Source organism: Calditrichota bacterium, from assembly GCA_013112635.1.
In the GTDB taxonomy this organism is placed as follows: domain Bacteria; phylum Calditrichota; class Calditrichia; order Calditrichales; family J004; genus JABFGF01.
The window spans coordinates 39,994-66,453 of sequence record JABFGF010000009.1; the positions used below are offsets into that span (position 1 = coordinate 39,994).

22 protein-coding genes and 1 tRNA gene are annotated in these 26,460 nt (G+C 38.0%); all 23 read right to left on the minus strand.

What is annotated here, in order from left to right:
- Positions 1–4: 4 nt before the first annotated feature.
- The 23 genes from HND50_18805 to sprA all read right to left on the minus strand — a co-directional run bounded on the left by HND50_18805 (position 5) and on the right by sprA (position 26,368).
- The gene (locus HND50_18805; protein NOG47299.1) at positions 5–748 is read right to left on the minus strand and encodes a HAMP domain-containing protein; all 744 of its coding nucleotides are present in this window, start codon (positions 746–748) and stop codon (positions 5–7) included.
- Positions 749–766: 18 nt separating this feature from the next.
- Positions 767–1,258: a hypothetical protein gene (locus HND50_18810; protein ID NOG47300.1), complete on the minus strand. Its 492-nt coding sequence runs from the start codon at positions 1,256–1,258 to the stop codon at positions 767–769.
- A 170-nt stretch (positions 1,259–1,428) separates the two neighbouring features.
- Entirely contained in the window at positions 1,429–1,863 is a 435-nt protein-coding gene (locus tag HND50_18815; GenBank protein NOG47301.1) for a hypothetical protein, read from the minus strand.
- Positions 1,864–1,888: 25 nt separating this feature from the next.
- A complete protein-coding gene (locus HND50_18820; protein NOG47302.1) occupies positions 1,889–2,545 on the minus strand; it encodes a DUF4388 domain-containing protein in 657 nt (218 codons plus the stop codon).
- Positions 2,546–2,547: 2 nt separating this feature from the next.
- Entirely contained in the window at positions 2,548–2,913 is a 366-nt protein-coding gene (locus tag HND50_18825) for a response regulator (GenBank protein ID NOG47303.1), read from the minus strand.
- Positions 2,914–2,915: 2 nt separating this feature from the next.
- Positions 2,916–4,157 (minus strand): PAS domain-containing protein, encoded by a 1,242-nt coding sequence (locus tag HND50_18830; protein ID NOG47304.1) that lies wholly within the window; start codon positions 4,155–4,157, stop codon positions 2,916–2,918.
- Positions 4,158–4,214: 57 nt separating this feature from the next.
- A complete protein-coding gene (priA, locus tag HND50_18835) occupies positions 4,215–6,659 on the minus strand; it encodes a primosomal protein N' (GenBank protein ID NOG47305.1) in 2,445 nt (814 codons plus the stop codon).
- Between the two features lie 592 nt (positions 6,660–7,251).
- Complete coding sequence (locus tag HND50_18840) at positions 7,252–7,860, minus strand: DUF4145 domain-containing protein (GenBank protein NOG47306.1); 609 nt, start codon at positions 7,858–7,860, stop codon at positions 7,252–7,254.
- Between the two features lie 250 nt (positions 7,861–8,110).
- Complete coding sequence (locus tag HND50_18845; protein ID NOG47307.1) at positions 8,111–8,554, minus strand: 50S ribosomal protein L9; 444 nt, start codon at positions 8,552–8,554, stop codon at positions 8,111–8,113.
- A 23-nt stretch (positions 8,555–8,577) separates the two neighbouring features.
- Positions 8,578–8,805 (minus strand): 30S ribosomal protein S18, encoded by a 228-nt coding sequence (locus tag HND50_18850; GenBank protein NOG47308.1) that lies wholly within the window; start codon positions 8,803–8,805, stop codon positions 8,578–8,580.
- On the minus strand, positions 8,805–9,251 hold the full coding sequence (gene rpsF, locus HND50_18855; protein ID NOG47309.1) for a 30S ribosomal protein S6: 447 nt from the start codon (positions 9,249–9,251) through the stop codon (positions 8,805–8,807). Before rpsF ends, HND50_18850 begins: the two co-directional genes overlap by 1 nt.
- Positions 9,252–9,417: 166 nt before the next feature.
- Positions 9,418–11,607, minus strand: coding sequence for a sodium-translocating pyrophosphatase (locus tag HND50_18860; GenBank protein ID NOG47310.1), 2,190 nt, complete (start codon positions 11,605–11,607; stop codon positions 9,418–9,420).
- A gap of 4 nt (positions 11,608–11,611) precedes the next feature.
- Complete coding sequence (locus tag HND50_18865) at positions 11,612–12,187, minus strand: aminoacyl-tRNA hydrolase (GenBank protein ID NOG47311.1); 576 nt, start codon at positions 12,185–12,187, stop codon at positions 11,612–11,614.
- 12 nt (positions 12,188–12,199) lie between these two features.
- Positions 12,200–12,847: a 50S ribosomal protein L25 gene (locus tag HND50_18870; protein ID NOG47312.1), complete on the minus strand. Its 648-nt coding sequence runs from the start codon at positions 12,845–12,847 to the stop codon at positions 12,200–12,202.
- 56 nt (positions 12,848–12,903) lie between these two features.
- A tRNA-Gln gene (locus HND50_18875) sits at positions 12,904–12,975 on the minus strand.
- A 50-nt stretch (positions 12,976–13,025) separates the two neighbouring features.
- Complete coding sequence (locus HND50_18880) at positions 13,026–13,469, minus strand: GNAT family N-acetyltransferase (protein ID NOG47313.1); 444 nt, start codon at positions 13,467–13,469, stop codon at positions 13,026–13,028.
- Positions 13,470–13,668: 199 nt separating this feature from the next.
- Positions 13,669–14,568: a PorV/PorQ family protein gene (locus HND50_18885; protein NOG47314.1), complete on the minus strand. Its 900-nt coding sequence runs from the start codon at positions 14,566–14,568 to the stop codon at positions 13,669–13,671.
- 65 nt (positions 14,569–14,633) lie between these two features.
- Positions 14,634–15,587: a PorV/PorQ family protein gene (locus tag HND50_18890; GenBank protein ID NOG47315.1), complete on the minus strand. Its 954-nt coding sequence runs from the start codon at positions 15,585–15,587 to the stop codon at positions 14,634–14,636.
- 41 nt (positions 15,588–15,628) lie between these two features.
- On the minus strand, positions 15,629–17,089 hold the full coding sequence (locus tag HND50_18895; GenBank protein ID NOG47316.1) for a hypothetical protein: 1,461 nt from the start codon (positions 17,087–17,089) through the stop codon (positions 15,629–15,631).
- A complete protein-coding gene (locus tag HND50_18900; protein ID NOG47317.1) occupies positions 17,089–18,273 on the minus strand; it encodes a hypothetical protein in 1,185 nt (394 codons plus the stop codon). The genes HND50_18895 and HND50_18900 overlap by 1 nt, the downstream gene beginning before the upstream one ends.
- 12 nt (positions 18,274–18,285) lie before the next feature.
- Positions 18,286–19,143: a 50S ribosomal protein L11 methyltransferase gene (prmA, locus tag HND50_18905; protein ID NOG47318.1), complete on the minus strand. Its 858-nt coding sequence runs from the start codon at positions 19,141–19,143 to the stop codon at positions 18,286–18,288.
- Between the two features lie 22 nt (positions 19,144–19,165).
- Entirely contained in the window at positions 19,166–20,083 is a 918-nt protein-coding gene (locus HND50_18910; GenBank protein ID NOG47319.1) for a M28 family peptidase, read from the minus strand.
- A 60-nt stretch (positions 20,084–20,143) separates the two neighbouring features.
- Entirely contained in the window at positions 20,144–26,368 is a 6,225-nt protein-coding gene (gene sprA / locus HND50_18915) for a cell surface protein SprA (GenBank protein NOG47320.1), read from the minus strand.
- Between the last annotated feature and the right edge of the window lie 92 nt (positions 26,369–26,460).

Sequence of the window (26,460 nt, forward strand, 5' to 3'; positions counted from 1 at the left end):
GTTTTTACATACGCGTTGTTTGTCTTTTTTTAAGTCTTTCCAAAGCAATTGTTACACTTTCCCGCAACCTTTCTAGCGCTTCACCAAGGTGCTTAATCTCGTCATTTGTTTTAACTTCAATTCTGTCTCCAAGATTCCCCTGGCTAATTTCGTTTGCTTTAGCAGTTAGATAAATTATAGGACTTATTATTCTATTTGCAAGAATTAATACAATTATTATGCCTATAAGTGTTATCGCGGCAATTATACTAATAATTAAAATATTAATTTCATTAACAGCATTTTCTATATACTGCTGTTTCATCCCAACCCGAATGTAACCAAGATAGCCATCTTCGACGGGCATTACAATATCACAGCACGTAACAGGTTCATTTTCTTTCAAATAAGTGATATTATTTAGTTTATTTTCATCAGTTTCCGGCAAAATGCTGACAATCTCATTTGGAACAGGCCCGTTAAAAGTTTTTGCCATTACATTATTTTCACTGTCTTGAATGAGAATATATTCTACACTTTCAAAACTTAAAGCGTTGGTAATGATCTGTTTTAATCCTATTACATCTTCACTTAAAATTTGTTCAGAGGTATAATTTGCCAGGTTGGAAGCAACCGTACGTCCACGTTCAACAAGCTCTTTTTCTACTGTTTTGGAAACAGTATTATTAATTATTAAAACTAAAATTACGCCAAGAATAATATTACTCAGAACAAAAATTCCGCCAATTTTCCATCTTAAACTTATCATTATTATCCCAAATCCTTTTTAGGTTAATTCTTTTTTTATATAATTCAACATCTCAGCTTGAAATGTTATTTTCTTTTGTTCGTCCTGAATTTCATCACAAATTAGTTCAATAAGCTCTGCAACCCGTTCTGATGGAAATTTATTTTTTGTCTGGTTTATTTCCAACAAAACATCATCTATTACAAAAGGGGCAACCGGCCCGATTATATCAATTAACACTTTTTCCATATTCGAAAAGAAAGACAATCCAAGCGTATTTTTTTCTTTTTTCTCTGCCTGATATAATTCTATTAATTCCAGCTGGTATAAATTATATAATATGCGTGTAACGTCTTTAACAGACATTGCACCAACTGCGGCAATTTCCTGAATAGACTGTTCACCATTTACCTGTGTTAAAACCATCCATTCAGCAGAACGCAGGTTTAATCCGGAGGCAGATTTTATTTCAGATTTTTTATAAACAACGTTGGGCTCGGTAAGAAATTTACTTTTTGCTTGATTTGCCACTTTAAATCCACATTTATATAATTCGATTAACTAAATTTAAATAACGTGTTTTATAAAAGTTTGATAGTTAATTGAAATTCAAAAACCTCTGTCAGGAAGATTGACAGATAATTGTATCTTCTTTAAATGTATAACGGTCTGAAAATAAAAAAGTTAAGTAATAAAAAAAATTATAAATTAGACAGCAAGCTTAATTCATCCTCTTCAAATTTGCCTTTTCTTAAAACAAGCGTTTTGTCAGTAGCATGATTATGGGCCATTTTTATGATTTTCTTTTCCTGCAGAAGGTGAGATAAACTGACATTTAAAGTTATACGCAGCAAAGGCAGTATTTTCGGGCTTTCACACAATGTCACCAGCAAAATATTATTGGAAAGCCGACATAAAATAAACAGGTTTTCCCAAAACAATTCAATTTCCGATACATTCTCGTCTTTTTCATTAAACAAGGCACTTATCCGCAAGGCGCGAAGAGCAATATCTTCAAGATCTTTTTTGTTAATTTTGAGACCTTCATTATGTAAAACTGCTCCCCTGCCCGATGCAATAAAAACACCTTTTACACCCGGTACATTTTTTATCTCTTTTAACCAACGTTCAATCATAATTGATTTGCCTGTTATATTTTAATTAATTCTCTTTTAGACCAATTGCCTGCTGAATCAATGGAATTACTACATCACTTTTTACTTTTTTATCCATTTGCAAAAGCAAAAAATGTTCATTATAGCCGGCAAAGAAATATTTTTGCTGCCCACTAAAAATGCTTACAAATTCCGGATGATCTAAGCCAATTGTTTTACTTAACTTTTGTGCCTGAAGCATAATAAAAGCCACATTTGGATCTTTCTTTTTTGCATCACCCTGTTCTGTTTTATCAATGCAAACACCCTCTTTGCTATTTAAGCTTACCGAGAGCACACCTTTTATGGTCAACAGCCTTTCAAACAGTCTGTAATAGCGGTTTTCAACTTCATCCTGAGAATGATCAATTTTATGCATCCCCTCTAAAAGAAGGTTGCTCCAATTTGTTTCTATTGTTCGCACCGGGGGTTTAACGCCATTTTCAACCTTAAACTTGCCGTCCAGCAAAGCCAGCAATCTAAAAACTGCTTCTTCCCCAATATAAGGATCATATTCCGCATGAGTTACCTGCCCCTCTTCAAAGTAGATAAAACCAAACTTTGCGGCTCTTTCAATAGTTAGTTTTGCACTATTGTGCTCCATGCAGTTTAGCTGAATTAAACTGGGGAGTTTTATATCTTTTAAATTTCCTATTAGTGCCATATTTATCCTAAAATATTAAAGACCATTTCCCGAAGTGATTTCATTTCGAAAGGTTTTTCCACATAATGTTTTGCACCAAGGTCAACAACCTCATCTTTCTTGTCATCTGAGCCATAGGCTGTCATCACAATTACTTCAGTGGTTGGATAATCCTCTTTCACTTTCTTAAGCAAATCAAGACCGCTGATACCAGGCATAAAAATGTCAGTAATTACCAGGTCAAAGGGCGATTCGGTCATCTTGTCCAAAGCCTCTTCACCGGAAGAAGCCGTTGCAACTTCGTAGTCTTTTTTAGATAGTATAAAACTTTGATATAGGCTGAATGTCAATGTTTCTTCATCATCAACAATTAGTAGGCGCCTGGCCATAGTTACTCCTGCAGATTTTCTTTTACAAACGGTAAAGTTATTTTAAATGTCGCACCTTTTTCGGGTACTGATTCAACTTCAATTTTTGATTGATTTTCTTCCAATAACCGTGATGAAATTGATAACCCAAGTCCAACGCCATCACTTTTTGAGGTATAAAATGGATTAAATATTTTCTCTAATTTTTCCGGGGATATTCCATTTCCACTATCGGAAACTAATATACTAATTATTCCGGGGTACTCCTGGTTTTCAAAAACAAGGCTTTGCGGATCGTATTCTGCTTTTACAAGCAACACTCCACCATTCGGCATAGCATCGAAAGCATTTAGAAATAAATTGAGAATTACTTGCTCGAACTGGCTTTCATCGATGTAAATGGATGGCAGGTTTTCATCATATACGGATGAAAATTCAATTTTCCTTTTCATCAATCGCGGCGCAAGTAAAAGGTAAACGCCGTCAATAATATTTTTGAGGGAATGAAAATCAGGTTTTGGGCGGCTTGGTTTTGCAAAATGGAAAAACCTTTGCAATAGTTTATTCGAACGGTCAATTTCTTTTACAATACGCGAAACAAGCTGAGACCGGAAATCACCCGGACTAAAACTTTCTTCAAGTACCTGGGCCGATGTTTTTATACCCGCCAGCGGATTGCGAATCTCATGGGCAATCCCCGCAGAAAGCTCACCTAATGTTGCCAGACGATCCATTCGTTCCATTTGCTTGCGGAAATTGATTAAATCGCGGATATCGCGGAAAATAAAAATAATCCCTGTTTCTTCATCAGAGTTTTCTTTGCGCAAAATAGTTGTACTAAAACCGATGGGGATTATTGAACCATCTGCTGCAACAATATTTGCTTCCTTACTTTCAAACATCTTTTTAAGGGTTAATACCTGTTTTAAGATTAGCAACCCTTCTTCTTTGTCAGCAAAAAGCATATCGATCTGCTCACCTAAAATATCGGCCGATTTATAGCCAATAAGATTTAGCGCAGACTTGTTCATAAAAGTAACTTTTCCATCCGGATCGATGGTCATAATCCCGCTGGAAATATTTTGAATAACACCTTTATGAAACTCAAAGACCTGGTTTAATTGCTCGTACTGTTTAAGAAGTTTGTCATACTTAAACTTATACTGGTCAAGTATTTCTTTTACATCCTGGGTAGACTGCAGATCGTCAATTATGCGGTTTACGCGCAGGATAGATTCTTTTTTCTGGTTGAGATAATCACTCATAAAATTTTTATTATTTAAAAGGTTTGAAGCTTACAGCTAATTTTTTTTGATTGCAAATTAACCGCCAAAAACCGGGTCAACATCTATATTTATAAACAAAGAATTGCTTTTTTGTTTGGTAAACGGACTTAATACATCACTCAGTAATTGCCGGGTTTTTACTCCGGCCGGATCATATTTTTTATTAATTTTCAAACTGATTTGCCAGCGGTATAAATTTTTTATTTTGGATATAGCCGCCGGTGCCGGACCAGTTAAATCGCATAAATACTTTCCATGTATTCTGATTGGGGTTGAAATTTCACGGGCTTTGGAAATGGCATCCGAAATATTGGAGGCTGAGACCGTTATTATTATCATTCGGTTGAAAGGAGGGTATTTATAAGTTTCGCGATGTTTTATTTCTTCATTAAAAAAACCGGAATAGTCGTGATTTTTTGCAAATTGAATTGCATAATGCTGCACCTGGTAGCTTTGGATAACCACTTCTCCGGGTTTATCACCCCTTCCTGCACGCCCTGCAACCTGTGAAAGCAGTTGAAATATTTTTTCTGAGCTGCGAAAATCAGGGATGCTTAAACCCACATCTGCCGAGATAACACCAACCAAAGTTACATTGGGAAAATCCAGCCCTTTGGAGATCATTTGGGTGCCCAAAAGAATATCGGCTTTGCCTTCCCGGAATGTGCCCAGAATCTGATCATAAGCATTTTTTGCTCGGGTCGTGTCTTGATCCATTCTTAAAACAACAGCGTTTTTAAAACGATTTGCAAGCTCTTCCTGGATTTGCTGTGTACCGATTCCTTTATTGTCCAGCTCATCGCTACCGCAGTTTGCGCAATTTTTCGCCGCAGGGATATTCAATCCGCAATAATGGCAACGCAGTTTATTATCATAGGTGTGATAGGTCAAGGTCACTTCGCATTCGCTGCATTTAGGTATAAACCCGCAGTGCAGGCATTGCTGAAACGATGAAAAGCCCCGCCGGTTTTGCAACAATATAATCTGCTCTTTTTTGTTAAGCCGGTCTTCAATTTTTTCCAACAATATCTTTGAAAAGACCGCCCTGTTTTTTGAAGATGATTTTTCTTTGCGCATATCAGCCAAAACAACTTCCGGCAGAAAACCACTTGTCGCCCGGTTTTCAATCTTGAGCAAAGTGTGCTTTTTTTGGTGGGCGTTGTAATAGGTTTCAAAACTTGGTGTGGCCGATCCCAGCACAACAACCGCATTGTGCTGCCTGCCCCAATAAAGTGAGACATCGCGCGCATTGTAAAGCGGAGCCGTTTCTGTTTGCTTGTAACTCTGCTCATGTTCCTCATCCACAACAATCAGCCCGATATTATCCATCGGGGCAAACAAGGCTGAGCGTGGACCAATAGCAATTTTTACCTGCCCGGAATAACAGGCCATCCAGGCATCATAGCGCTGGCCTATGGACATTTTACTGTGAAACACCGCAATCTTATCGCCAAAAACAGCTTTGAAGCGTGAAACAGTTTGCGGGGTTAAGGCAATTTCCGGGATCAGGATTATGGCGCTTTTTCCCTGTTCAACAACTTTCTTTAAAATCTCGATATAAACAACCGTTTTGCCGCTTCCGGTTATGCCGTGAAGCAAAAATGATTTAAACTGATCTAGTTCGGATTGCCTTACAATTTCATTTATTACACTAGTTTGCTCATTATTAAGCGTGAAGTTTTCTTTTTTTTCATTGTAATTTATTTCGGGTTTTCGCTCGGTAGCTAACTGCTCGATTGAAACGATTCCATTATGGTGCATTTTTTGGATTGTGGCGTGCGCCATGCGCGTTTGCTTCTGGAAATCGCTGAGCAAAATGGAGGTGCCGGAATTCTCAGAAATTAGTTTGTCAACCTCCGGGCGTTTTTCAAGATACTTGCAAAATTTTTCGTTTGTCAGTTTTATTTCGTCATAGTTCTGCGGGATAACAACATAATGGCGCATCAACACCCCAACACGAGCTTTTTGTTTTTCGGTCTCAAAAAAGATCAGCCCTTTTTCATGCAGGGAATTTACAATTGTATAAAAGGAACCTGTCCCAAATTTCTTTCTGTAAAAAGTTTTGGATTTTCCGGGATTATCGGCAATCAGGTAGTACAATCGCTGCTGTTGTTCGCTTAAATCGATATCTGCATTTTCTTCCACCAGGAAAATATTTTCCTTTTCAAACTCGTCCAGCCCTTTTGGCAAGGCGAGCTGAATGGCCTGCCCCCAGCTTGACATGTAGTATGAGGAAATCCATTTTGTCAATTGCAGGATATCCGGTTTTAAAAGCGGTTTTTCATCCAGCACATCGATAATATCCTTTACACTTTTAAAGCTGCTTTTATCTTTCAAATCCACCACAACGCCGGTCATTACCCGTTTACCAAATGGCACATAAACACGGCAGCCTGCAACAACTCCGATAAATTGAGGTGGTATTTTATAAGTAAAAGAATGATTTAAAGGAAGGTTGAAAACAACTTCGGCAAAGGTCATAAAGGTGGTTTATCTGTTTTAGGGTGAAATTAAAACAAGTGGCTGTTTCCTGCAAGCATGTCAAAAAATAAAAAATCTTAAAACGGCTGATGAAAAATTTGTAAGAATGGTTCTGCTGCAAACATGGAATAGTTTTGTATTTCTTCCTGGCCTTTATCTGGTAGGATATTTTGCTGTTTTACCCGGTGATTGTCTTTTGCTTGTACTGTATCCTATTGAGAAACTAGGAATCTGTTTTTTAGTGGATTTTGTTAATAAAAAAAAGGGACCGGAATAGGCCCCTGAGTGTAATTTAATCACACTGTATAAAAGTCTTAAGATAGATTTTTACCCGCCGACTTATCTAAATATGTTATGTAGTAGTTCTTTAAGAACTATTATGATCAGGAGTCGCTCCATTGCGCGGAGCGACTTCTTTTTTTTCTTGGATTTTCTCATCCTTGAGAGCCTTCCATGATAAGTTAACTTCCCTATTAATTAAAAATACTTCGTTCATTACATATCATCCTCCATGATGGTTAAACAATGAATATCTTTTAGTCAAATATGACCAGATTAGGAAACGTATTCTAGGAAAAAATCCAGTAACTTTTTATTCACTTATCATATTTTCATCGTCCGGTTTTCTCAATCGGTGTTTAAATTCATATACTAAACGAAGAAGCATTTCTGTGAAAGATATTAAATCATCAGCTTCATCAATATCCATGATTGTAATCTCATGATTCGCTTCATTTGATTTTTCTCGAATATGATCTACCCATTCCTTTCCATCAGGTGGAATGTAATTATTATCAGACAGGTAGTTAACATAAAATAAGAAATTATTTCCTTCATCAGCTCCTTTTTCTACAGCCACATGCATTAATATTTTTCTACAAGTTAAAACAGCAGCGGTGTATGAACCTATTGAGGTACATTGACGAGCTTCATTATACAGAGCTTCTATATCTTCAGGAAGCCCGTTGACCTCATTTCCCATAACTGATGCCGGAGTTGTTTCCGTTATTTTATGCTCATGCATTTCGATAAATGATGGCCTATTACAACTCGTGCATATTAACACATGTCCTTTAAAAGAATGTACGTCATCAGTATTCCATCCATATGATGGAGATGTGTCAGTTCCACAATAGCCACATTTAAATCTCACGTTTGATTGCTGTGTTGTGCCTTGCCAAGCTCTCGGATATCTATTCATTTCATCACTTTCCTGATTAATTCTTTATCTGAGTTAAAATATGCCACTTTGAGAAACAGAATTCAAGGAAAAACGACTCAAAAATTAGACTAATATTCCCAAGAAATATACAGCTGATCAGAACATCAAAACCAAATACTTAAATTCAAATAAATAATAAAGCTGGTTTAAAACGCAACCATATAAATAAAAAAAGCGGCGATCCTAATTAAAGAATCGCCGCTTAATAATTGTAATGCTTTGTTAAAATCTACTCTTTAACAACCCAAACCTTTACAGTTGCTTCAACATCTGTGTGGAGCTTGATGTTTACAGAATAAATACCTAAAGATTTGATTGGTTCTTCAAGAAGAATTTTTCTTTTGTCGATCTCATGCCCCTGCTCTTTTAAAACATCAGCAATATTCTGGGATGTAACCGATCCAAAAAGTTTGTCTTCTTCACCAACCTGAACAGAAATTGTGCAGGAGATATTTTCAAGCACTTTAGAAAGTTCTTCAGCCTTAGCCTTGTCTCTTTCTTTTCTCCAGCCCTTTTGTTTCTGATCGTTTTCGTAACGTTTTTTATTGTTTTCGGTTGCCATAAAGGCAATGCCTTGAGGAATCAGGAAATTACGAGCAAAACCGTCTTTAACTTTTACAACACTTCCGGCTTCGCCTACTCCTTTATAATCCTCGCGTAATAAAATTTCCATTTTATTTTCCTTATAAATTTAGATTAACGGCTAAAGTCTGATACATATGGCAATAGTGCCAGATGACGTGCGCGCTTAACTGCCCTTGCTAATTGCCTTTGCATTTTTGCGCTTGCACCGGATGTGTGCCTGGGAATAATTTTACCCTGTTCAGTTAAATATTTTCTTAAAACCTTTTCATCTTTAAAGTCGATGTAAACGATGCCTGCTTCAACGAAGGGGCAATTACGGCTTCTCTTATTTTTATACATTATGCCTCCTCATTTTCTTTTGGTTCGTCTGTTTTTGCCAGTGCTTCAGCTACAGTTTCCTCAACAACTTCTGTAGGCTCAGCTACTGGTGCCGGCGCTGGTGCAGGAGTGTCCACTGTTTCCATAGTTTTCTTTTTCTGAGACATTGCCTGAAGCTTGTGCTTATCATATGCATAAGTCAGATAACGAAGTACATTATCGTTAAAGTTATATTCACTTTGCAACGCTAAAGGAATATTCTCAACACCTTCAAATTCAACGGCAAAATAAAAACCATATTGTTTCTTTTGGATCTCATATGCTAAACGGCGTTTCCCCCATTTATCAACTGTGCGGACCTTACCGCCACTTTCAGTTATTACCTGCTGTGTACGCTCGATAATATCATCAAGCTCCTTTGGCGGTAATAAACTGTTCAGTATTACTACTGTTTCGTAAATAGCCATGTTTCCTCCCTTTGGTCAATTAGATTCTGCCATTGGCTAAAAAGACAGAATAGGATTATTAATTACTTATTTACCATGATTTGGCAGAGATTTACGATAGCGGTCTCTGCCATCAATTGTCTTGTGGAGACCATTTCTTTTATCTCAACAAGATTTGATATTTTTTTTATAATTTGTCCAGCATTGGCGCTATTACAAGGGCAACCACCGCCATCAATTTTACAAGAATATTTAATGATGGACCTGCTGTGTCTTTAAAAGGATCGCCGACTGTATCGCCAACAACCGCTGCTTTATGTGGCTCAGATCCTTTACCAAAATCTTCGCCTTTTATTTTAATTCCTTCTTCGATCATTTTTTTAGCGTTGTCCCAGGCACCACCGGCATTAGACATAAATAAAGCCATCAAAACACCCGATGCTGTAACCCCGGCCAATAAACCGCCCAACATGGTAGCACCACCAAATACACCAAATAAAACAGGAACTATAACGGCCAGTAAGCCCGGTACAACCATTTCTTTAATCGAGGCTTGTGTTGAGATTTCCACACATTTGCCATATTCAGCTTTTCCATTTGCAGCTTCAAATGTGGCCTGATCTTCTTTTGACCACTCACTAAAATCAGAGTCATTATTTTTTTGCATTACTGCCAGGGCAGAACTTAATTCAGGAATGGTTTTAAACTGTCTGCGCACTTCTTCAATCATCGACATTGCAGCACGTCCAACGGCTTTCATTGCCAGTGAAGAAAATAAGAACGGCATCATAGCGCCAACAAATAATGCAGCCATAACTTTTGGATCAGTAATATTTATTGATGTTAGTTGAACCTCGTGCGTTGCATTAAAAGCTGTTATAAAAGCTGCAAATAATGCAAGAGCTGTTAAGGCTGCAGAACCAATTGCAAAACCTTTCCCGATGGCAGCCGTTGTGTTACCAACCGCATCCAGTTTATCAGTTCTCTGACGAACTTCTGCTGGAAGCTCAGACATTTCTGCAATACCACCTGCATTATCAGAAATTGGACCGTAAGCATCAACTGCCAACTGAATACCTGTATTTGATAGCATTCCAACCGCGGCAATTGCAATCCCGTAAAGTCCTGCAAATTCATACGCCCCTATAATTGAAGCTGCTATTATTATTATAGGAATCGCTGTTGATTGCATACCAACACCTAATCCGGCAATAATATTTGTAGCAGAACCGGTGATAGATTGTTCTGCAATCAATACAACCGGTTTTTTATTTGTCCCTGTATAATGCTCTGTGATCAGGCCGATTATCAGGCCGGCAGCCAATCCAAACAATGTGGCATAAAATACTCCGGCAGAGGTGTATACTATACCGCCGGCATCTGTCCACTCTCCAGGCAACATTTGATTAATAATAAAATATGAAGCGATCACCATAATTATAGATGAACCAAATTCACCAATATTTAAGGCTGTCTGTGGATTACCACCTTCTTTAACACGAACAAAAAATGTCCCGACAATGGAAGTAATAATTCCGGTTCCGGCTAAAACAAGCGGAAGAAGAATTGCATTTAGTGAGCCAAGTGCAGTAAACGGCTCAAGAGTCATAAATGCTGCGCCAAGAACCATTGTACCAATAATTGAGCCTACATAAGATTCGAATAAATCTGCGCCCATACCGGCAACATCACCAACATTATCACCAACGTTATCAGCGATAGTTGCAGGGTTTAACGGATGATCTTCAGGAATACCGGCTTCAACCTTTCCAACAAGGTCAGCGCCCACATCGGCAGCCTTTGTATAAATCCCGCCGCCAACACGTGCAAACAAAGCAATAGAGGAAGCACCAAAAGAGAAACCTGTAATTACAGTCAATACCCGTGCCATACTATCAATATCTTGTCCAAATATATTTTGGTATAGTAGAAACAAACTTCCTAAACCAAGAACACCAAGTCCAACCACAACTAAGCCCATTACTGAGCCTCCGGCAAACGCAACCTCAAGTGCTTTTCCTAAACTTGTCCTTGCAGCATTTGTAGTGCGCACATTAGCATTGGTTGCTACGCGCATTCCAAAAAAACCGGCTAAACCGGAACACAAGGCTCCAACAATAAAAGATAAAGCAACAAGTGGTGAAGAGTTGTCCTGATTGGAAGTAACCCCAAGTAATACAGCTACAACAATTACAAAAATCGATAAAACTTTATATTCGGCCTTCAAAAAAGCCATCGCACCTTCACGTATATGTGCGGAAATATGTTTCATTTGCTCTGTGCCAATTTCCTTTTTCTCAATTTGAACGGATCTGATAAAAGCAAATATAAGAGCAACAACTGCAGCAATTACAGCGAAAAGAACATTCATGTCCATAAATTTACCTCGTCGAGTTTAATATATTACGATTATGATTATTCATTGCTAAATCAATTCCTGAAGAAATCCAGGTTTCAATACCATTGTATGCGGAATTTAAAATTTTCGGTAAATCTGTTAATTCTTTTTTATTAAAACTACCAAGTACATGGTCAATCGGTGTTTCAAAATTATTATCAATGCCAATCTTTAATCGATCAAATTCATCCGTAGCTAAATAATAAATCATAGATTTAATACCATTGTGACCTGCATCTGAGCCTTTTTTTCTAAAGCGAATCGTTCCGAATGGCAAATGAAAATCATCATAAACAATAAGCATTTTCTGCAGATCAATTGAGAAATCTTCTTCTATTTGATCAAACACCAACCCGCTAAGGTTCATGTATGTTGTGGGCTTAATAAGCAGGCATTTCCTACCACTTATTTCATATTCCCCAAAATAATAATCCCCTTTGCCTTCGCATAAGGGGATATTAAACTTTTCTGCAATAAAATCTATTAATAAGAATCCTGCATTGTGCCTGGTGTCAGAATATTTTTTACCTGGATTTCCAAGACCAATTATAACACACACTATAACTTAATCTTATTCAGATTCCTTTTCATCATCATCACCACGAGCCGTAATAACCTCAGGTTCCATACTTTCTTCTTCTTCACCAAGCTCATCAGTTTCTTCAGGCTCTTCTTCTTTACGTGGCATCGTTACTTGTACGATCAATTCGTCTTCATCGTTCTGAATTGTCATATTTTCAAGATTGAGATCTTTTACGCGAATTGCATCCCCAATTTCAAGATCGGTGATATCTATTTCAATATTTTCGGGCATGTAGCGCGGTAATACAGATATCTCTAGTTCATGCAACAGTGTGGCAATCTGGCCACCTGTTTTTGTACCGACTGCAGTACCTACCTGGTGTAATGGAACAGAAATTGTAATTTCCTGCCCTGCTACAACGCGCATAAAATCGATATGGGCGACATCACCATAAACCGGGTGGTTTTGCACATCTCTAATAACTGCCCGTTGATCTGCACCATCAACTTTTACATTAATAATAGAATGATCTTTTCGTAACAACCGTCCTAATTCAATTTTGTCCATAGAAATTGACGATGGCTCTTCTTCCCCACCATATAAAACGCCTGGTACTTTTCCTTCGCGTCTTAGTTTTCGGGCGACAGATTTACCTGTGTCAACTCTTTTCTCTGCGGATAATACAACTTCCGACATTTTAACTCCTTATGTATCGGTCTAAAATAAAAACATGGGTGTCTATATAAAGAAAGCAGGGGCACTAGGATTCGAACCTAGGATGCCGAGACCAAAACCCGGTGCCTTAACCGCTTGGCCATGCCCCTTTGAAAAATTCAAATAGAGTTTGGGAATATACGGAGGGTTACAAAATATGTCAAATAGAAATAGGAACCTTTTTAAGATTTTTTAAACTAAGTGTTTTATATAGAACAACTTCATTTCCAACAAGTCTTTTTATTCGGAACCCATTTTTACGAAGCATTTTAATACTGGCAATATTATATCTGTTAACATTGCAATAAACAGCATCGTACATACCTTTTATTGAATCCAACAGAAGCTCCAGCGCTTTTGTCCCAACACCTTTCCCACGTGATTCGCCCAAGACCATTAAAACCTGTGCAATATGTTTTTTAATATCTTTGTTATTACCAAAAACCTTGATGTCACCAATAAGTTTTTTGTCCAGATAAATTTCAAAATTTTGAACAAAGGCTGGTTTTTCAAAAAGAGGGCTTGAAGAAAAGCTTGATCCAAATGATAAAAACTTCTTTACCAACGGATCATTTAACCATTTCTCACGGGTTTGATTTTTCACAAACTCCTGTATTTGTTTTATATAGACTTCCATGTTAACTCTACATTTTTTCTTTGAAAATGTATATCGGATATATTCTTATAGATCTTTATATTTTGTTTGTTCCGGATAGTTAAATTTAAGGAGAAAATTGGAGAAAGTAAAACTTCAAAACGTAATTACCGAAAGCGCCTGTTTTACAATTTAAAACAGCATGCTTTTAATAACTAATTCCAACAGAAAACATGTTAGCCGGATTTCCGAAATCAAATTCTAATGGAGAATAAGCATAATCAAAATGAAAAGAATTGTAGTTTATCCCGGCACCAAAATTCCAGACAACATCATCTACCCCATTTTTAACTCCAGCCCTTAAAGTAAGATACTCCATAAGCTGATATTCAGAACCGATACCAAAATAAACCTGTTCTTTTGAAACCCATTGAATACCTGGAGTAAATAATAATTTGTCACTTAAAAATTCTGGACCTTTAAATGCCAAAGCTGTTTGTATAATCACAGGCAATGGGCTGGCTTCATTTTTTAAAACTGACATTTTCCCAAGATTTTGAATCACAAAACCAAAATCAACACCTGTAAAAAGCGCCTCTTTGCGAATCCCTAAATCAACTGCCCAGCCTGGTGCTGAAGATAAATAGTATTTTTCAAAAAGATATTTCAGTGAACCACCAAATTGCCAATCATCAAAAGTTGTGGCATAACTAAGACCTGCTACAAGGTTAAAAGCTTCAGTCGTTCCGGAAGGATCTTCCGATGGCACATTTCCGCGAATGGCAATACCGGGTATTTGAAGATAATTAAATGAAAGTGAAAAATTATGATCCCCCTGATAAAACTGCATGGCAGCAAAACTATGTGAAATATCCCATATCCAATCGTTATGCATTGCAACTATGGTTGGGCCTTCTGAACTGTTTAAACCAGCCGGATTGTAATAGCTGGCCGAGGCGTCTGTTGCCAATGCTGTGTAAGTACCGGCCATTGCAGCTGCCCTGGCATCCACATCCATTTTTAACAGAACAAACCCATTATTATTTTGAGCAAAAAGAATGCTGGATAGAATTAAATTGATTACTAAAAGTTTTAAATAAAATTTCACAATAATTCCTGTATAAAAAAACTTCTGCGAATATAAAAAAGATTCCTAAGGAATGACAACCGCGACTAAAAATAAATTTCCCAGGAGAATAAATGGCTCGACCCTTCATCAAACTTTGGGCCGATAAATGCATAATCCAGGTTTGAATGAAAAGTATAAAGTTTAAAATCAAATCCTGCACCGGCAACGAACTGAATATCACGTTTCGTATCTTCTCCCAAAAACTCAATTAATCCAAGTCGCAAAGCCAGGTTACGCCCATGAATTGTTTCAAAACCAATGTGGTTGGAATATTCTTCCGTACTGCTTATTTCAAAATCATACGCAAAATTAATGCCTTCAAACGGCGTTTTATAAAAAACTCCCGCTCTAATCAGTTTCGGAAAATCATCTATTGTAGTGCCGCCTAGTTCAAAAAGTTTTTCTGTATTGGCTTTTAACTTTGAACCAATATCCTTGTACACCAAGCCTACTGAGATATCTTCACTTGCCTTATAAAAAACACCGATATCTCCACCAACGCCTTTTGATTCATAATCAAAATCTTTTGTGCCGTCATTGATAAATTCAAAAAGGGCTTTTATTGTTAAACCGACGGAAAACCTTTCGGAAAACTGCCTTGAGAAACTGGCATAAACACCATGTGCATGATGATTAACTTCTCCAGTGTTATTTCCAATGGAGTTGTGTGACGGGATGTCGGAAGTTCCACTTTTTAGCCAGCCAACAGAGAGCCCCGCACCTGGCGGAACCTTCATTGAAAAGCCCAAAAAATAAATATGGCGGTCTTGAGAAAGAAAGTTGTAAGAATTTGTAAATACTTTCTGTTCCTGCATGCCAGACAAAGCCGGATTATAATAAAATGAATATCCACGTGCGGGTGCCGCTACGCCCGTGTTTCCCATAGCAATGGCCCGCGCGCCCAAACCTAGCCGTGTAAATGATCCGGCCAAACCGGCATTTTCTCCGGCAAAAGTAAAGCTGATTGATAAAAATAAAAATAAAATGACTTTTTTCATTTATGCTCCAAATTTCAATCACCTGGAAGAACGATTGCTTCTCAGTTAATTACTACAACTTTGCCCCAGCTGGATTCTTTGCCAACTTTAGCTTTAAAAAAGTAAACACCTGTAGCAACAGTTTTTCCGTTGCTATCTTTGCCATCCCATTTTGTGCTGCGGTCAGCATTCGATATCGCTGTTTCAGTTTCTTTGATTGTAACTACATGCTCCATGGCAAAATTGTAAATCTTTATTACTACATTAGTATTTCCATTTACATCATATTGAAACCGGGTATAGCCGCTCCGGCTTGGTGAAAATGGCGATGGATAGGCATAAACTTTTGGCTTGCTGCGTTCCCGTGTAGAAACAAATGAGCGAATTACTTTCCAGTTGTTGCCACGATCTGTTGTTGTTGCCAGCCCGCCTGCGCTCCCCAGCCACCAGCGTAAATCATCACCACTTTTTTGAGTGGCAGCCGAAAAATATTTTTCTGTTAAAATTTCTTCGCCCGTTTCAAAATCTGTTATAGAGGGCGTTTCGTACCAATTCTCACCGCCATCATCAGAAATAAACAGTCCTTCATCGGCTGCTACAAAAACTGTTTCCCCGTCAAAACCAAAATTGTGGGCAAATATCCCTTCAAGCATTACATCCCAGGTAAGACCGCCATTTGATGATTTACTAATTGCGCGTGTCTCATTTAAATCCGTAGCTTCAATTGTTGCGGCCCAGATTGTATTTGTGGACGGTTGATGTGCAAGCGCCACTACAAAATTTCCAGAGATCGGATATTCCTGGTTTTGATGTGTAAATCTTTGCCAGGTTTGGCCATTATCTTTTGATTTGCTAATTCCTTCCGCAGAACCATACCATAGATTACCATTTTCTGAAAGCAGAGAAAATGCACGGTGATTCAAATTATCTAAACTGGAAAAGGGTTTATCGTCGCTTGTAACAACCTGCCAATTTTTGCCCATATCATCACTGCGGCGTAAACCTCCACCAAAACTGGCTATCCAGATTGTGCTGTCCATAAAGGCAATATCAAATGTGAGATTTTGTACAACAGTTGTTGTCGGAGAGTATTCTTCTTCATCACGGGAATCAACAGGTTGCGGAACATGTGTCCAGCTTTGGCCGCCGTCACGCGTAAAACTGAAACCTCCTCCTGCAGCAAGATCCTCATCCTGTGCGGATGTATCAAAAGCTGTGGCTACCCATAAAGTGGAATCATCCATATAACCCATTGCTGAAATCCCGCCTTTGGATTTATAATCGGCCGATTCAAAAACTTGCCATGTCCTGCCCTCATCGATGGATTTGTTTAGACCAAACCCGGTAGCTGCCCAAATAATGCTGTCATTAACTGCCAAATCGATAATGCCGTTTCCAAGAAATGCATTGCTAACAGTTTGTGTTTCGTGTGCCAAATTATAACTTTGCCTAACACCAATCTGCGCAAAGCTTTGGCTAATTATCAGGGTCAGGATTAAACTAATTTTTAGAATAAATTTCATTATTGCACCTCAATCGAATCTGTAAGAGCGGTTGTAAGGTTGCCAACTTTATCGCGCATATAAAAACTAAAGTGATATGTCCCCGTCTGGTTTGCGTCATTCACCAGAAAGGTTAAAGAGAAAATACCATCGTTTGCGGTTTTGTCACCAGCTTCAACAAACAGGTTGCCAATGTTAAATGGGAGGCCATTATCGACCATTAGAAAAGGGTTATTATTTGCAGGTTGCCCATCCGGAAAAATAAATTCAAAATATACCGAATCGATATCCGTCAATCCCTGGGGCTCATAAACTTTTATTGAAAGCAGTGTTTCTGTAAATGCATTTACCTGGCCAGGGCGGTTAATTGTATCCGGGAGTGTTGCGCTTAAAATGACTCCGGCCTTGTTCTCAATAAAAATATCCCTGGTTACTGCCTCGCTTTTATCTGAAAACTCATCTTCAGCCAAAAACTCCATTTTATAGTCACCACTTTTTCCCGCAGCAAAACTTGAATCCATTTTAAACGAAAAGATTGAATCGCCGGCAAAGGCATCGCCACTAATACCAAAATCGCCATTATTAGAAAGTTGGATTGGTTGGGATAAAACCGACTGGCTACTTCGCAACAAATCTAAAAATACTTTTGTTTGCAGATTATCGCCGTCATTGTCCGGAGCAACTACAGATATTATTTCTGGATTGGCACCACTAAGAAATTGGAGTGGGACTGTGATACTTTCAATCAAAGGCGCTTCATTAAATCCAAATGAGACTTCCTTTTTCAATTCACCCGCATCATTTTCTGACATATCCACTATTTCAAATTCAAACGAAAAAGTGCCGGCGCTACTCGTTATTGCGGATGGCAGAAAAACATTTCTAAAGACACCATCTCCGGCAATCAAATCGGTTGAGCCACTTAAATTGCCGTCATCGTAAAGGGAATCTTCAAAAACCATTTGGCTGGTATTATCAAAAACCTTTACTGCAATATTTTTTAAATCAGAAAAACCCTGTGGATCTGAAACTTTTATTTCCACCAGACTTGAGTTTACCGCGTTCAGGTTCCAACGGTCATCTATCCGAATTGAAATGAATTCAGGATTTTGAGCATCATCAGGCTTTGTAGATTTTTCGCTGCAACTTATTATTACCTGGATCCCAATTAATAAAACAATGACTAATTTGTTTACATTTTTCATTTTCATTTTCCATTATTCATTATTCATTTTCATTAATAAAGACATCCATTCACCTTGTTGCCGGCTTTTTATCAAATGCCATCCTGCTGCTTTGTATGCCTCAAGAATATCATTGTAATCCGAGTTGAGCAGACCTGACAAAATTAGGTGATTTCCCGGAGCACTATAACTCAAAAATTGAGTAGCAAGCTGCAATAAAACATTGCGATTTATATTGGCCACAATCAAATCATATTGTTTTGTTTCGATACCCGCTAAATCGGAACATAAAAGTTTAACATTGGCTGAGACACCGTTCAACGAACAATTTTCTTCTGCGTTTTCCATTGCTTCAGGATCGTTATCAAAGGCCACAACAGGAGCCGCGTTCTTCATCGCTGCATAAATCGCCAAAATAGCACTGCCCGTTCCTGCATCCAGAACTGACATTCCAGGTTCTATTATATCTTCCATCAATTCTAAAATTAAACGTGTCGTTTCATGGTGCCCTGTGCCAAAAGCCATTTTAGGGGCAATGGTAATAACAGTTCCTTTAGCCTTTGCCTGGTAGTTTTCCCAGTCCGGTTGAATAATAATATTTTGCCCGATTCGGAATGTTTGAAAATTTACTTTCCAATTTTCATTCCAGTTTTCAGGTTCAATTGTGGAAAGCTGTAAATTTTCTTTTTCAACATTTTTAGATTTTAATAAATCCAAAACCTTTGATTTTGTTTTCTCATTAAAATCGTTGGTAGAAAATACAAGCTCAAAGCAATCAGCCTGTTCGTTAATCCCCTGGCAACCCAGCAAAAAAAACTGCGCCGAAAGTTCTTCCAGTATTTCAGGTGAATGGTTAACTGTAATACCAATCCAGTTGTTTTGATTGATCATAGTTCTTTTTCGTTTGCTAAACTTATCCAGCCTCGTTATAAATAACCTGTAAAACAGTTTGTCCAACCACTTTTAAACTTTGAGGACTACATTTATCGGGCGTATCTTCCATGGTGTGCCAATATTTATGTGTGTTATCCGGATACTCAAAATCAATAATATCAATCGTGGGGATACCGGCGTCTATCAATGCCAAGTGATCATCATTTACTGCTGAACCAACTCGATTTTTAAACTGAGTATATCCCAGCTCCTTTGCCGCTGCCCATACTTTATCAACAATGTTGCGCGCATAATATTGCGATTGATACTCAATTGGTAAATTTAGCTGTGCATCACCGACCATATCCAGCAAAATCCCAAATACCGGTTTGTAATCATTCAAGTTTTTTGCAAAATATTTTGAGCCAAGAAAATATTCATCCAATTTGCCTTCAGGGCCATAATCTTCACCATCAAATAAAACAATATCAACACCCACATCTGTAGGTTGTGATTTCATAACCCGGGCAATTTCCAGCAAAACAGCAACACCGCTTGCACCATCATTGGCCCCTAAAATTGGTTTATCACTATTCTCAGGTACATCCATATCAGCTACGGGACGCGTATCCCAATGTGCACATAAAACTATGCGTCGTTCAGCTTTAAGGTTAAAAGAAGCCACAATATTTGTCATTTTAAAATTTTTATTTATGCGCGGGTCATAATGCATAAATGGTTGCTCTACAACTCTCCCGGCAAATTTCTTTAATTCCGATACAAGCCAGTTTTTACATTCTTCGTGGCCTGTACTCATAGGGTTTCTTGGCCCAAATGAAACTTGCTTTTCAAGGTAAGCAAAACTGTTTTCACCGCTAAACTCAGGAACAGTTTGTCCGCAATAAAAAAGTAACGCAACGGGTAATATTAAAATTGTTTTAGTAAGTTTTTTTTTCATTATTTTTCTCAGCCCTGGATTATAGAATCTGAATTATTATTTTTTTCTTATCAAGATTGATTAATCACGAATGGCAATGTTTACATTAATACCAAATTCACTGTAACTGTATTCACCGGATATTTTATTTTCCGTAGCTCCTGTTTCAAAAAACATACTGCCCTGAACACGGCTGTTAAATTTATATGTCGCGGATGGTCTGAGTTTCCATGAGCTGTTTTTTGATTGCTCTTCAAACTTAGTACTTCCTGTTTTACGGTTATGTGCTTTATTTTCCGATGAATCAAAAGTAAGGCTGAAATTAATTTCATTCTTAAAAGTACGCCCTTTAAATGGCCATACAGGAATCGGAATTTTAAAACCTGCTTTGGTTGCATAGTTCATTGAAATTGTAAAAGAGCTATTTGTTGTTCGCGTTGCCTGGCTGGTTTGTTTTTCTCCGGCGCTTGGTCTGTAAGAATAGTTGGTGCTATTATTCATACGCATTGTTGCAGAAACACCCCAGATTGTGCGAACATTAAGACCAACTAATGGCTGCCACGAGTTAGAGAATGTTTGAGTGTTAATTGTGCCCTGAGAACGTTTTTCATCATATTTCCCTGTGTGGCCGTGGTCAACAGAAATTGATTTTGCAAATGATTTAAAAAACAGAAAATCTTCAACACCGCTAATATTAACAGACCACTCTGGAACAAACCGAAGCAAATCTTTTGATACACCACCAAAATCCTTTAGTGGATCGTCACCCAATGCCAGATATGATACACTTGTACCGCCCGTTTTTGTACTCCCATTATTTGTTGTTGATTCGCTTTCTTTATAATTATGGGTCAGGCTTACTTTTACTTTTTTTGCAAAGTTTACATTTGTTGATGTTTTTAAAGCGTTTTCTTCCTGAAAAGTTGGTTTGGGTAATACTGTAACGCCTTCACCTAATGCAGAATTATCCTGCGGAACACCCGGATCCTGGGTAAAACCAAGCTGATAGTCCCATTTAGGAATATCGGATAAATACTGATTTGTAACATTTTCATTTATAGTATAATTAAAATTCACCTTTTCCCATGAGTCAAAAAAGTTGTAAACCAAAATCAATGGATTTGGAAAGGACGATTCTTTTGCTTCTTCTTTTTCCGGCTCTTTCGTCTCTCCTTCTTTGGGTACTGTTTTCTTTTTTGGCCTTCTACGGCGGGCTTTGGGCGTATTCTTTTTACCTTTTGGAGAATAGATTAGGTTTACAAGTTTTGTCGGGCTGACATTTGCTCCAAATTTAATGGAATTTCTGCTCACCGCCTGCCGGTATTTGTAACCGCTAGTTAAATTATAACGGAAGGTTGAACTATAATTAAAAGAAGGTTTTAACCAGCTAAAAAGAGTTGGCTTATAATCCGTTGTAAACTTTTGGTTAACATCGGTTTCCTTTCCAAAATCGAGCTTTGTAAAAATCCCTTTATATAAATCGAGGCGCGAAACTGAATCAAAATCTGCATCCGTTACATGAGTCCGGGAATATGTAATATTCATTTTTGGTAAAAAACGATAAGATGTACTTAGTGACCGGGTAGTCCCTGTATTTTGTGTACGCTTAACGGTTGCTGTAGAATCTCTTCTAAGATTAGATGTCTTTGTATCATTTACATTCAAGTTTAAATTAATACTATTTGGCGAGTAATATATTTTGGTATCCCAAATACTTTTTAACACCGGAATTGTCCGAGCAAATTTGAACGGTTCGAAATAGTTTTTATTACTAAAAGGAATTTTAAATGTATAGCGCTCTTTATATGAGCGCGACCGGTTGTATTCCAGCTCCCAACTGGACCGTTCTTGTTGTGCATAATCAAAATCGAGCGTAAGTTGATCAATTGTATATTTGGGTAACCAGTGTTTGGATTTCCCCCTTTTTTTAATTGTGGTACCTGCCCCAATATTTTCACTTTGCGAAACAACATCTTTCAATTCATCTGGCAGTTTACGAAGACCAAATAACGATTCCACTTTTTTTGAAAAGGTATTGTTCTGATATCCTGACAAATCATCACTTCGCGGAAGGTATTTTGGAATATTCCTGGTAAATGATGCACGCGCATCAATGGGTATGGAAAGATCCCAGGAGGTAGGTAAAAACTTATCAAACTCCAGATTGGCTGTATAACTTTGTCTTTCTAAAGTATTTCCGGATCCAAACTGTGTGCTTATATTGTGGAAATCCGCATCTTTACTTTCCCATTCCCCACTAAAACGTAAAACATCGGCCAGTTTTATATTAGTTTTCAAACGCAGTGCTGTCGCTTTTTGTTTTCGCACATCAGACAGGCGTAATTCATCAAGCCATATTTCCCCGGTAAATTCATGTCCGGATTTATTTCGTGCCCCAATAACAAAATAGCGGATAATTTTCAAACTTACTGCATTTCCAAAAGCTTTATAATATCCTCCGGGAACGTTATCTAAATATCGTATTTCGCCTCCATCAAATCCATCAAGAGAGGCAAGCTCATCCAAATCAATATCTATTTTATTTAACTTATTCCACCCCATGTATACGTCTTGGCCGTATTCATAAAAGTTTTTATCATCCGATCCAAAGCGCAGGTAAAAAGTCACTTCAGAGCTGTCCACATCAGGGTTTTCGGGAATTTTAACCCTGCCATCTGTAGATGCCCCATACATGAACATTTTCAGGCGTTTATAATTAACAAGCTCAAGTTTACTGAAAAGTGTTTTACGTGCTTCTGCTATTGCTCCTGAAGGAAATTCATTAAAAACCATGGCAAGCGATTGTTCTTTTGAACGGGCCTTTGTAATTCTGTCCCGAATGCCACTTACGCCGGGAGGGCTACTGTATTTTTTCGGATTTTCTTCAGTATTATAAGTGGTTAATACAAAAATAGAATCTGCTTTTTCCCAGTCAAAAAAAGTTGTATCGGCCTTAGAGCCTTTTATGTCAACTTCAGGACCTCCTTTAACAAAAGGTTGTTTGAGAATTCCGGTTTCTTCCCATTCATTACCGACAAAATCAAATGCTGCAATATAAGTACGGTGGGCTGAATCTTCTGGTGTATGTGTAAAATCTGTGATTCTTAACCGGGTATTTAAAACTTGTTGAAGCGTGGTTTCATCTGCACCACCCACAACATCAGTCGGTTCACTAATTGGTATTCGAAATAATCGCCATCCGGTTCCCTGCCCGGCAAAAGGTCCTTCTTCATGTACCGTTTCTCCTTCATCCCATTCATGATTTACATCAGGATCAAGTGGAAAGGAATATGTGAAATATTTGTTCACCACGTTTAATTGGCCATCAGCATCCAAATCTTCAGAATCTGGATAACGTGCGCCAGCGGCATCACTATTGCCTTCAGTTCCATTTATCCCACGGTAATCCCTGGGAAATTTCCAATCTTTAGGGGATTGGTTAACATTAGACCAGTTATCTTCATCTGTATCACCGGGTTCACCCTTTGCATAACCATCAATACCGGTGTCTTCACCATCTTCAAGAAATCCATTTATATTTTTATCTTCCGTGTTCAAAAAATTTAAATTCGGAACACCTTCCTTGTTAGTTCCCCTAACCCACCAATCCTCAGAGATTTTACCAATATCCACATGAACAGTACCTTCAGTACCATTGACCCATAATTCGATATATTTGGTTTTTTGCTGATTGGCAAAACTGGCGGTTGAACGCATTATTCCAACCCATGCAGAATCCTGTTTTGCATTTTGATCGAGATAATATTCAAGCCCAAGAACATCTGTTGTTTGCCCGGTTTGTGAGTTAACATCCCTCTTTGGCCAGATACTCTTTATTGCCACCTGGTTATAAGGGTTAAACCAAGTCAGGTTTGCCCGGGTACTATCAAATGCAATAGCAAAATTATCACCTGGATCAAAATTCTGTATTCTCTCTGGAGCGCTGGCCATTGTCCATGTTCGGTAGCGTATCCCCAAAGTTGTTGACCGTTTACTGGCTTCAAAATCATCTATGTAAGCAACGCCATTATTGTCACCTGTAGATGCATTGTTCAAAGTATTTGGCTCGGGAATTACCTGTGCAAATTCGCCTTCGATATTAAATTGAGACTCGGCGCTTGTTTCTATAAATGGTAAAGCATCCATAGCTTCTGTAAGGAAACGTGGTTTAAATTTAAAAGCCGCATTTAAATCCCAAACAAAGTTTTCAAATGGTTCCTGGCCAACACGGACCCGCCTGTCAACTGTAGATTTACTCATATACAATGCTGTGGCACCTATAAAAGAGTTATCTAAAAACTTATATTCCAGCCTGCCACCGAGGATAGTTTTTTTATCCAATTGAAAAAGATTTGCCCGTTCGTATTTAATATCAATTTCAGAGCTGCTTCTTTTTGCTTCATTAGATTCCAGGGTCAATTGGCCGCTAAAATAATCAATAGAATAGTCTTTATCACGCTGGAGGGTTTTTCCATTTAAGGTTACAACTTCACTACCTTCCAAAACATAAAAGCCAAGATCGAATGTTGATTTTGTACTTTTTGAATTAACAATAATCTCAAATTTACTGGAGTCCTGTAACCTCTTAGTGTCCGAAGTCCGTACATCGTAAACAGGTACACGATAGTCTTTTGAGAGACCATTATATTTAGTGTTATCAGGTGGATCAAAAGGTGTTAAATTAGGAAAGATTAAAGTACCTTGATTTAAATCTACTAATAAACCATTGGCATCAATCTTGTTATCCGGATTTGTTTCCTGGCTTTCATCAAGAATATCCAGCCCAACCAATGTTAAAAATGTTGAATCTCCTTGGGTCTCTATTTCAAGGTTTCTATGCCGAATTGCAACTTCAAACCCATCCTGCTGGATTTTTGATCCACCCAAGCTATAAACATTGCGCATCATAAGGTTCCAGGTCGTATCAGTCGGGGCTTGGTTTTTGTTTTTTATAAGCTTTAACCTAACAACCCCTGTTGTATCTGTATTTAAAAGAGTACCAATCGAATCAGCTCCATCCGTTGCATACGATATAGCCAAGGCATCACTATCACCTATATTCTGGTTTACCCAAAAAAATCCACGTGCCCAATCCACCACATATTGATCAGGAGAAAGTTTACGAAATGTACCTTCAACTTTATCATCCTTATCTACAGTCTCCGGATTTAATGATGGATCTATCATTGCTATTCCCGTTCTAGTATCTGGATTAGTAGCATTTTCTGTTACCCACACATCTAATTCTGTAATCAGAAAACCCGGGACATATCCAAATTGTTGCAAATCATCTGAATAGCCGTTTTCCCAATAGTCACGGTAAATGTAATCAACAAAAAAGTAGCGGTCTTTTATAAAATCGATATCTTTAATAACACTTTTGGAAGCGCTGGAATTGCCGGATATTTTTAATTCTTGCTGTTCACCTTTTTCAATAGAAGCAATAGTGGTCAGGTGCATGTTGCCCATGCGCATTTGGGCTTTAAGTCCAAACAGGCCTTTGTTCTGCCCGCCAAAAATAACATACTTTGTAGATGGCAGCGAAAGCGAAATATTACCGGCCTCAATCTTTTCAACAATTTCATCCTCCTCGCCATCGTAGCGCAGCTTTAAGGTATTGTCGATGTCAGTGACGGCCTCGCTGTTTTGCTGAACAGAGACCGTTACTTTCTCACCGATTTTTCCTTCGACTGTAAATTGCTGAGTTTGGTTAAATTTTGGGCTAAAGCTATTTTGGTTTTGGCTTTCACGGGCAGACTGAATAGAGCCGGACCGCTCCTCGGTTCTCCCGGATAGATCGAAAGTAATATTACCGGTAACACGTAAGCTAATACGATCCGATCCAAAAATACGGGTAAATGTTTTACTTTTAATACGAAACGGGATATCCAGTTCGATAGCACCAAAATCAGCTTCTTTCTGGTTTTTTATCATATCGCTGAATTTCTTTTTAACCATTTGGCGCTCGTTAAACTTCAAACGTTGTTCAACATAGTGCTCCAAATCTATAACGGCAGGAAAGAAATACTCAACATCATCCATCGTTTCCTGAATGGTGATGTATTGGCCCGTAGAATCGAGCGAAACCGAGCGTTTATATTTACCTGGTTTCTTAGCAAAAAAGGTGGAGTCTACCGCATACGCTTCCAAACCAAAAAGTTCAACCTCAAAAAGGTTTACAGTACGGGGCGGTTGCGGCAGTTCTAGCGAAGACTGTGCAAAAATATAATTGGGTATTATAAAAAGAGACAAGCCAACCAAAAAGGCAAAATGACGAAGTCTCCGTCCCTGAAAATTAAATATCATAGAATTCTTTAAATCAGACAAACAATCGGTAGCAATGCTATATAGGGACGTCCTCCGGTTACACTTATTTTTGATTGGGGCAGAATTTAATT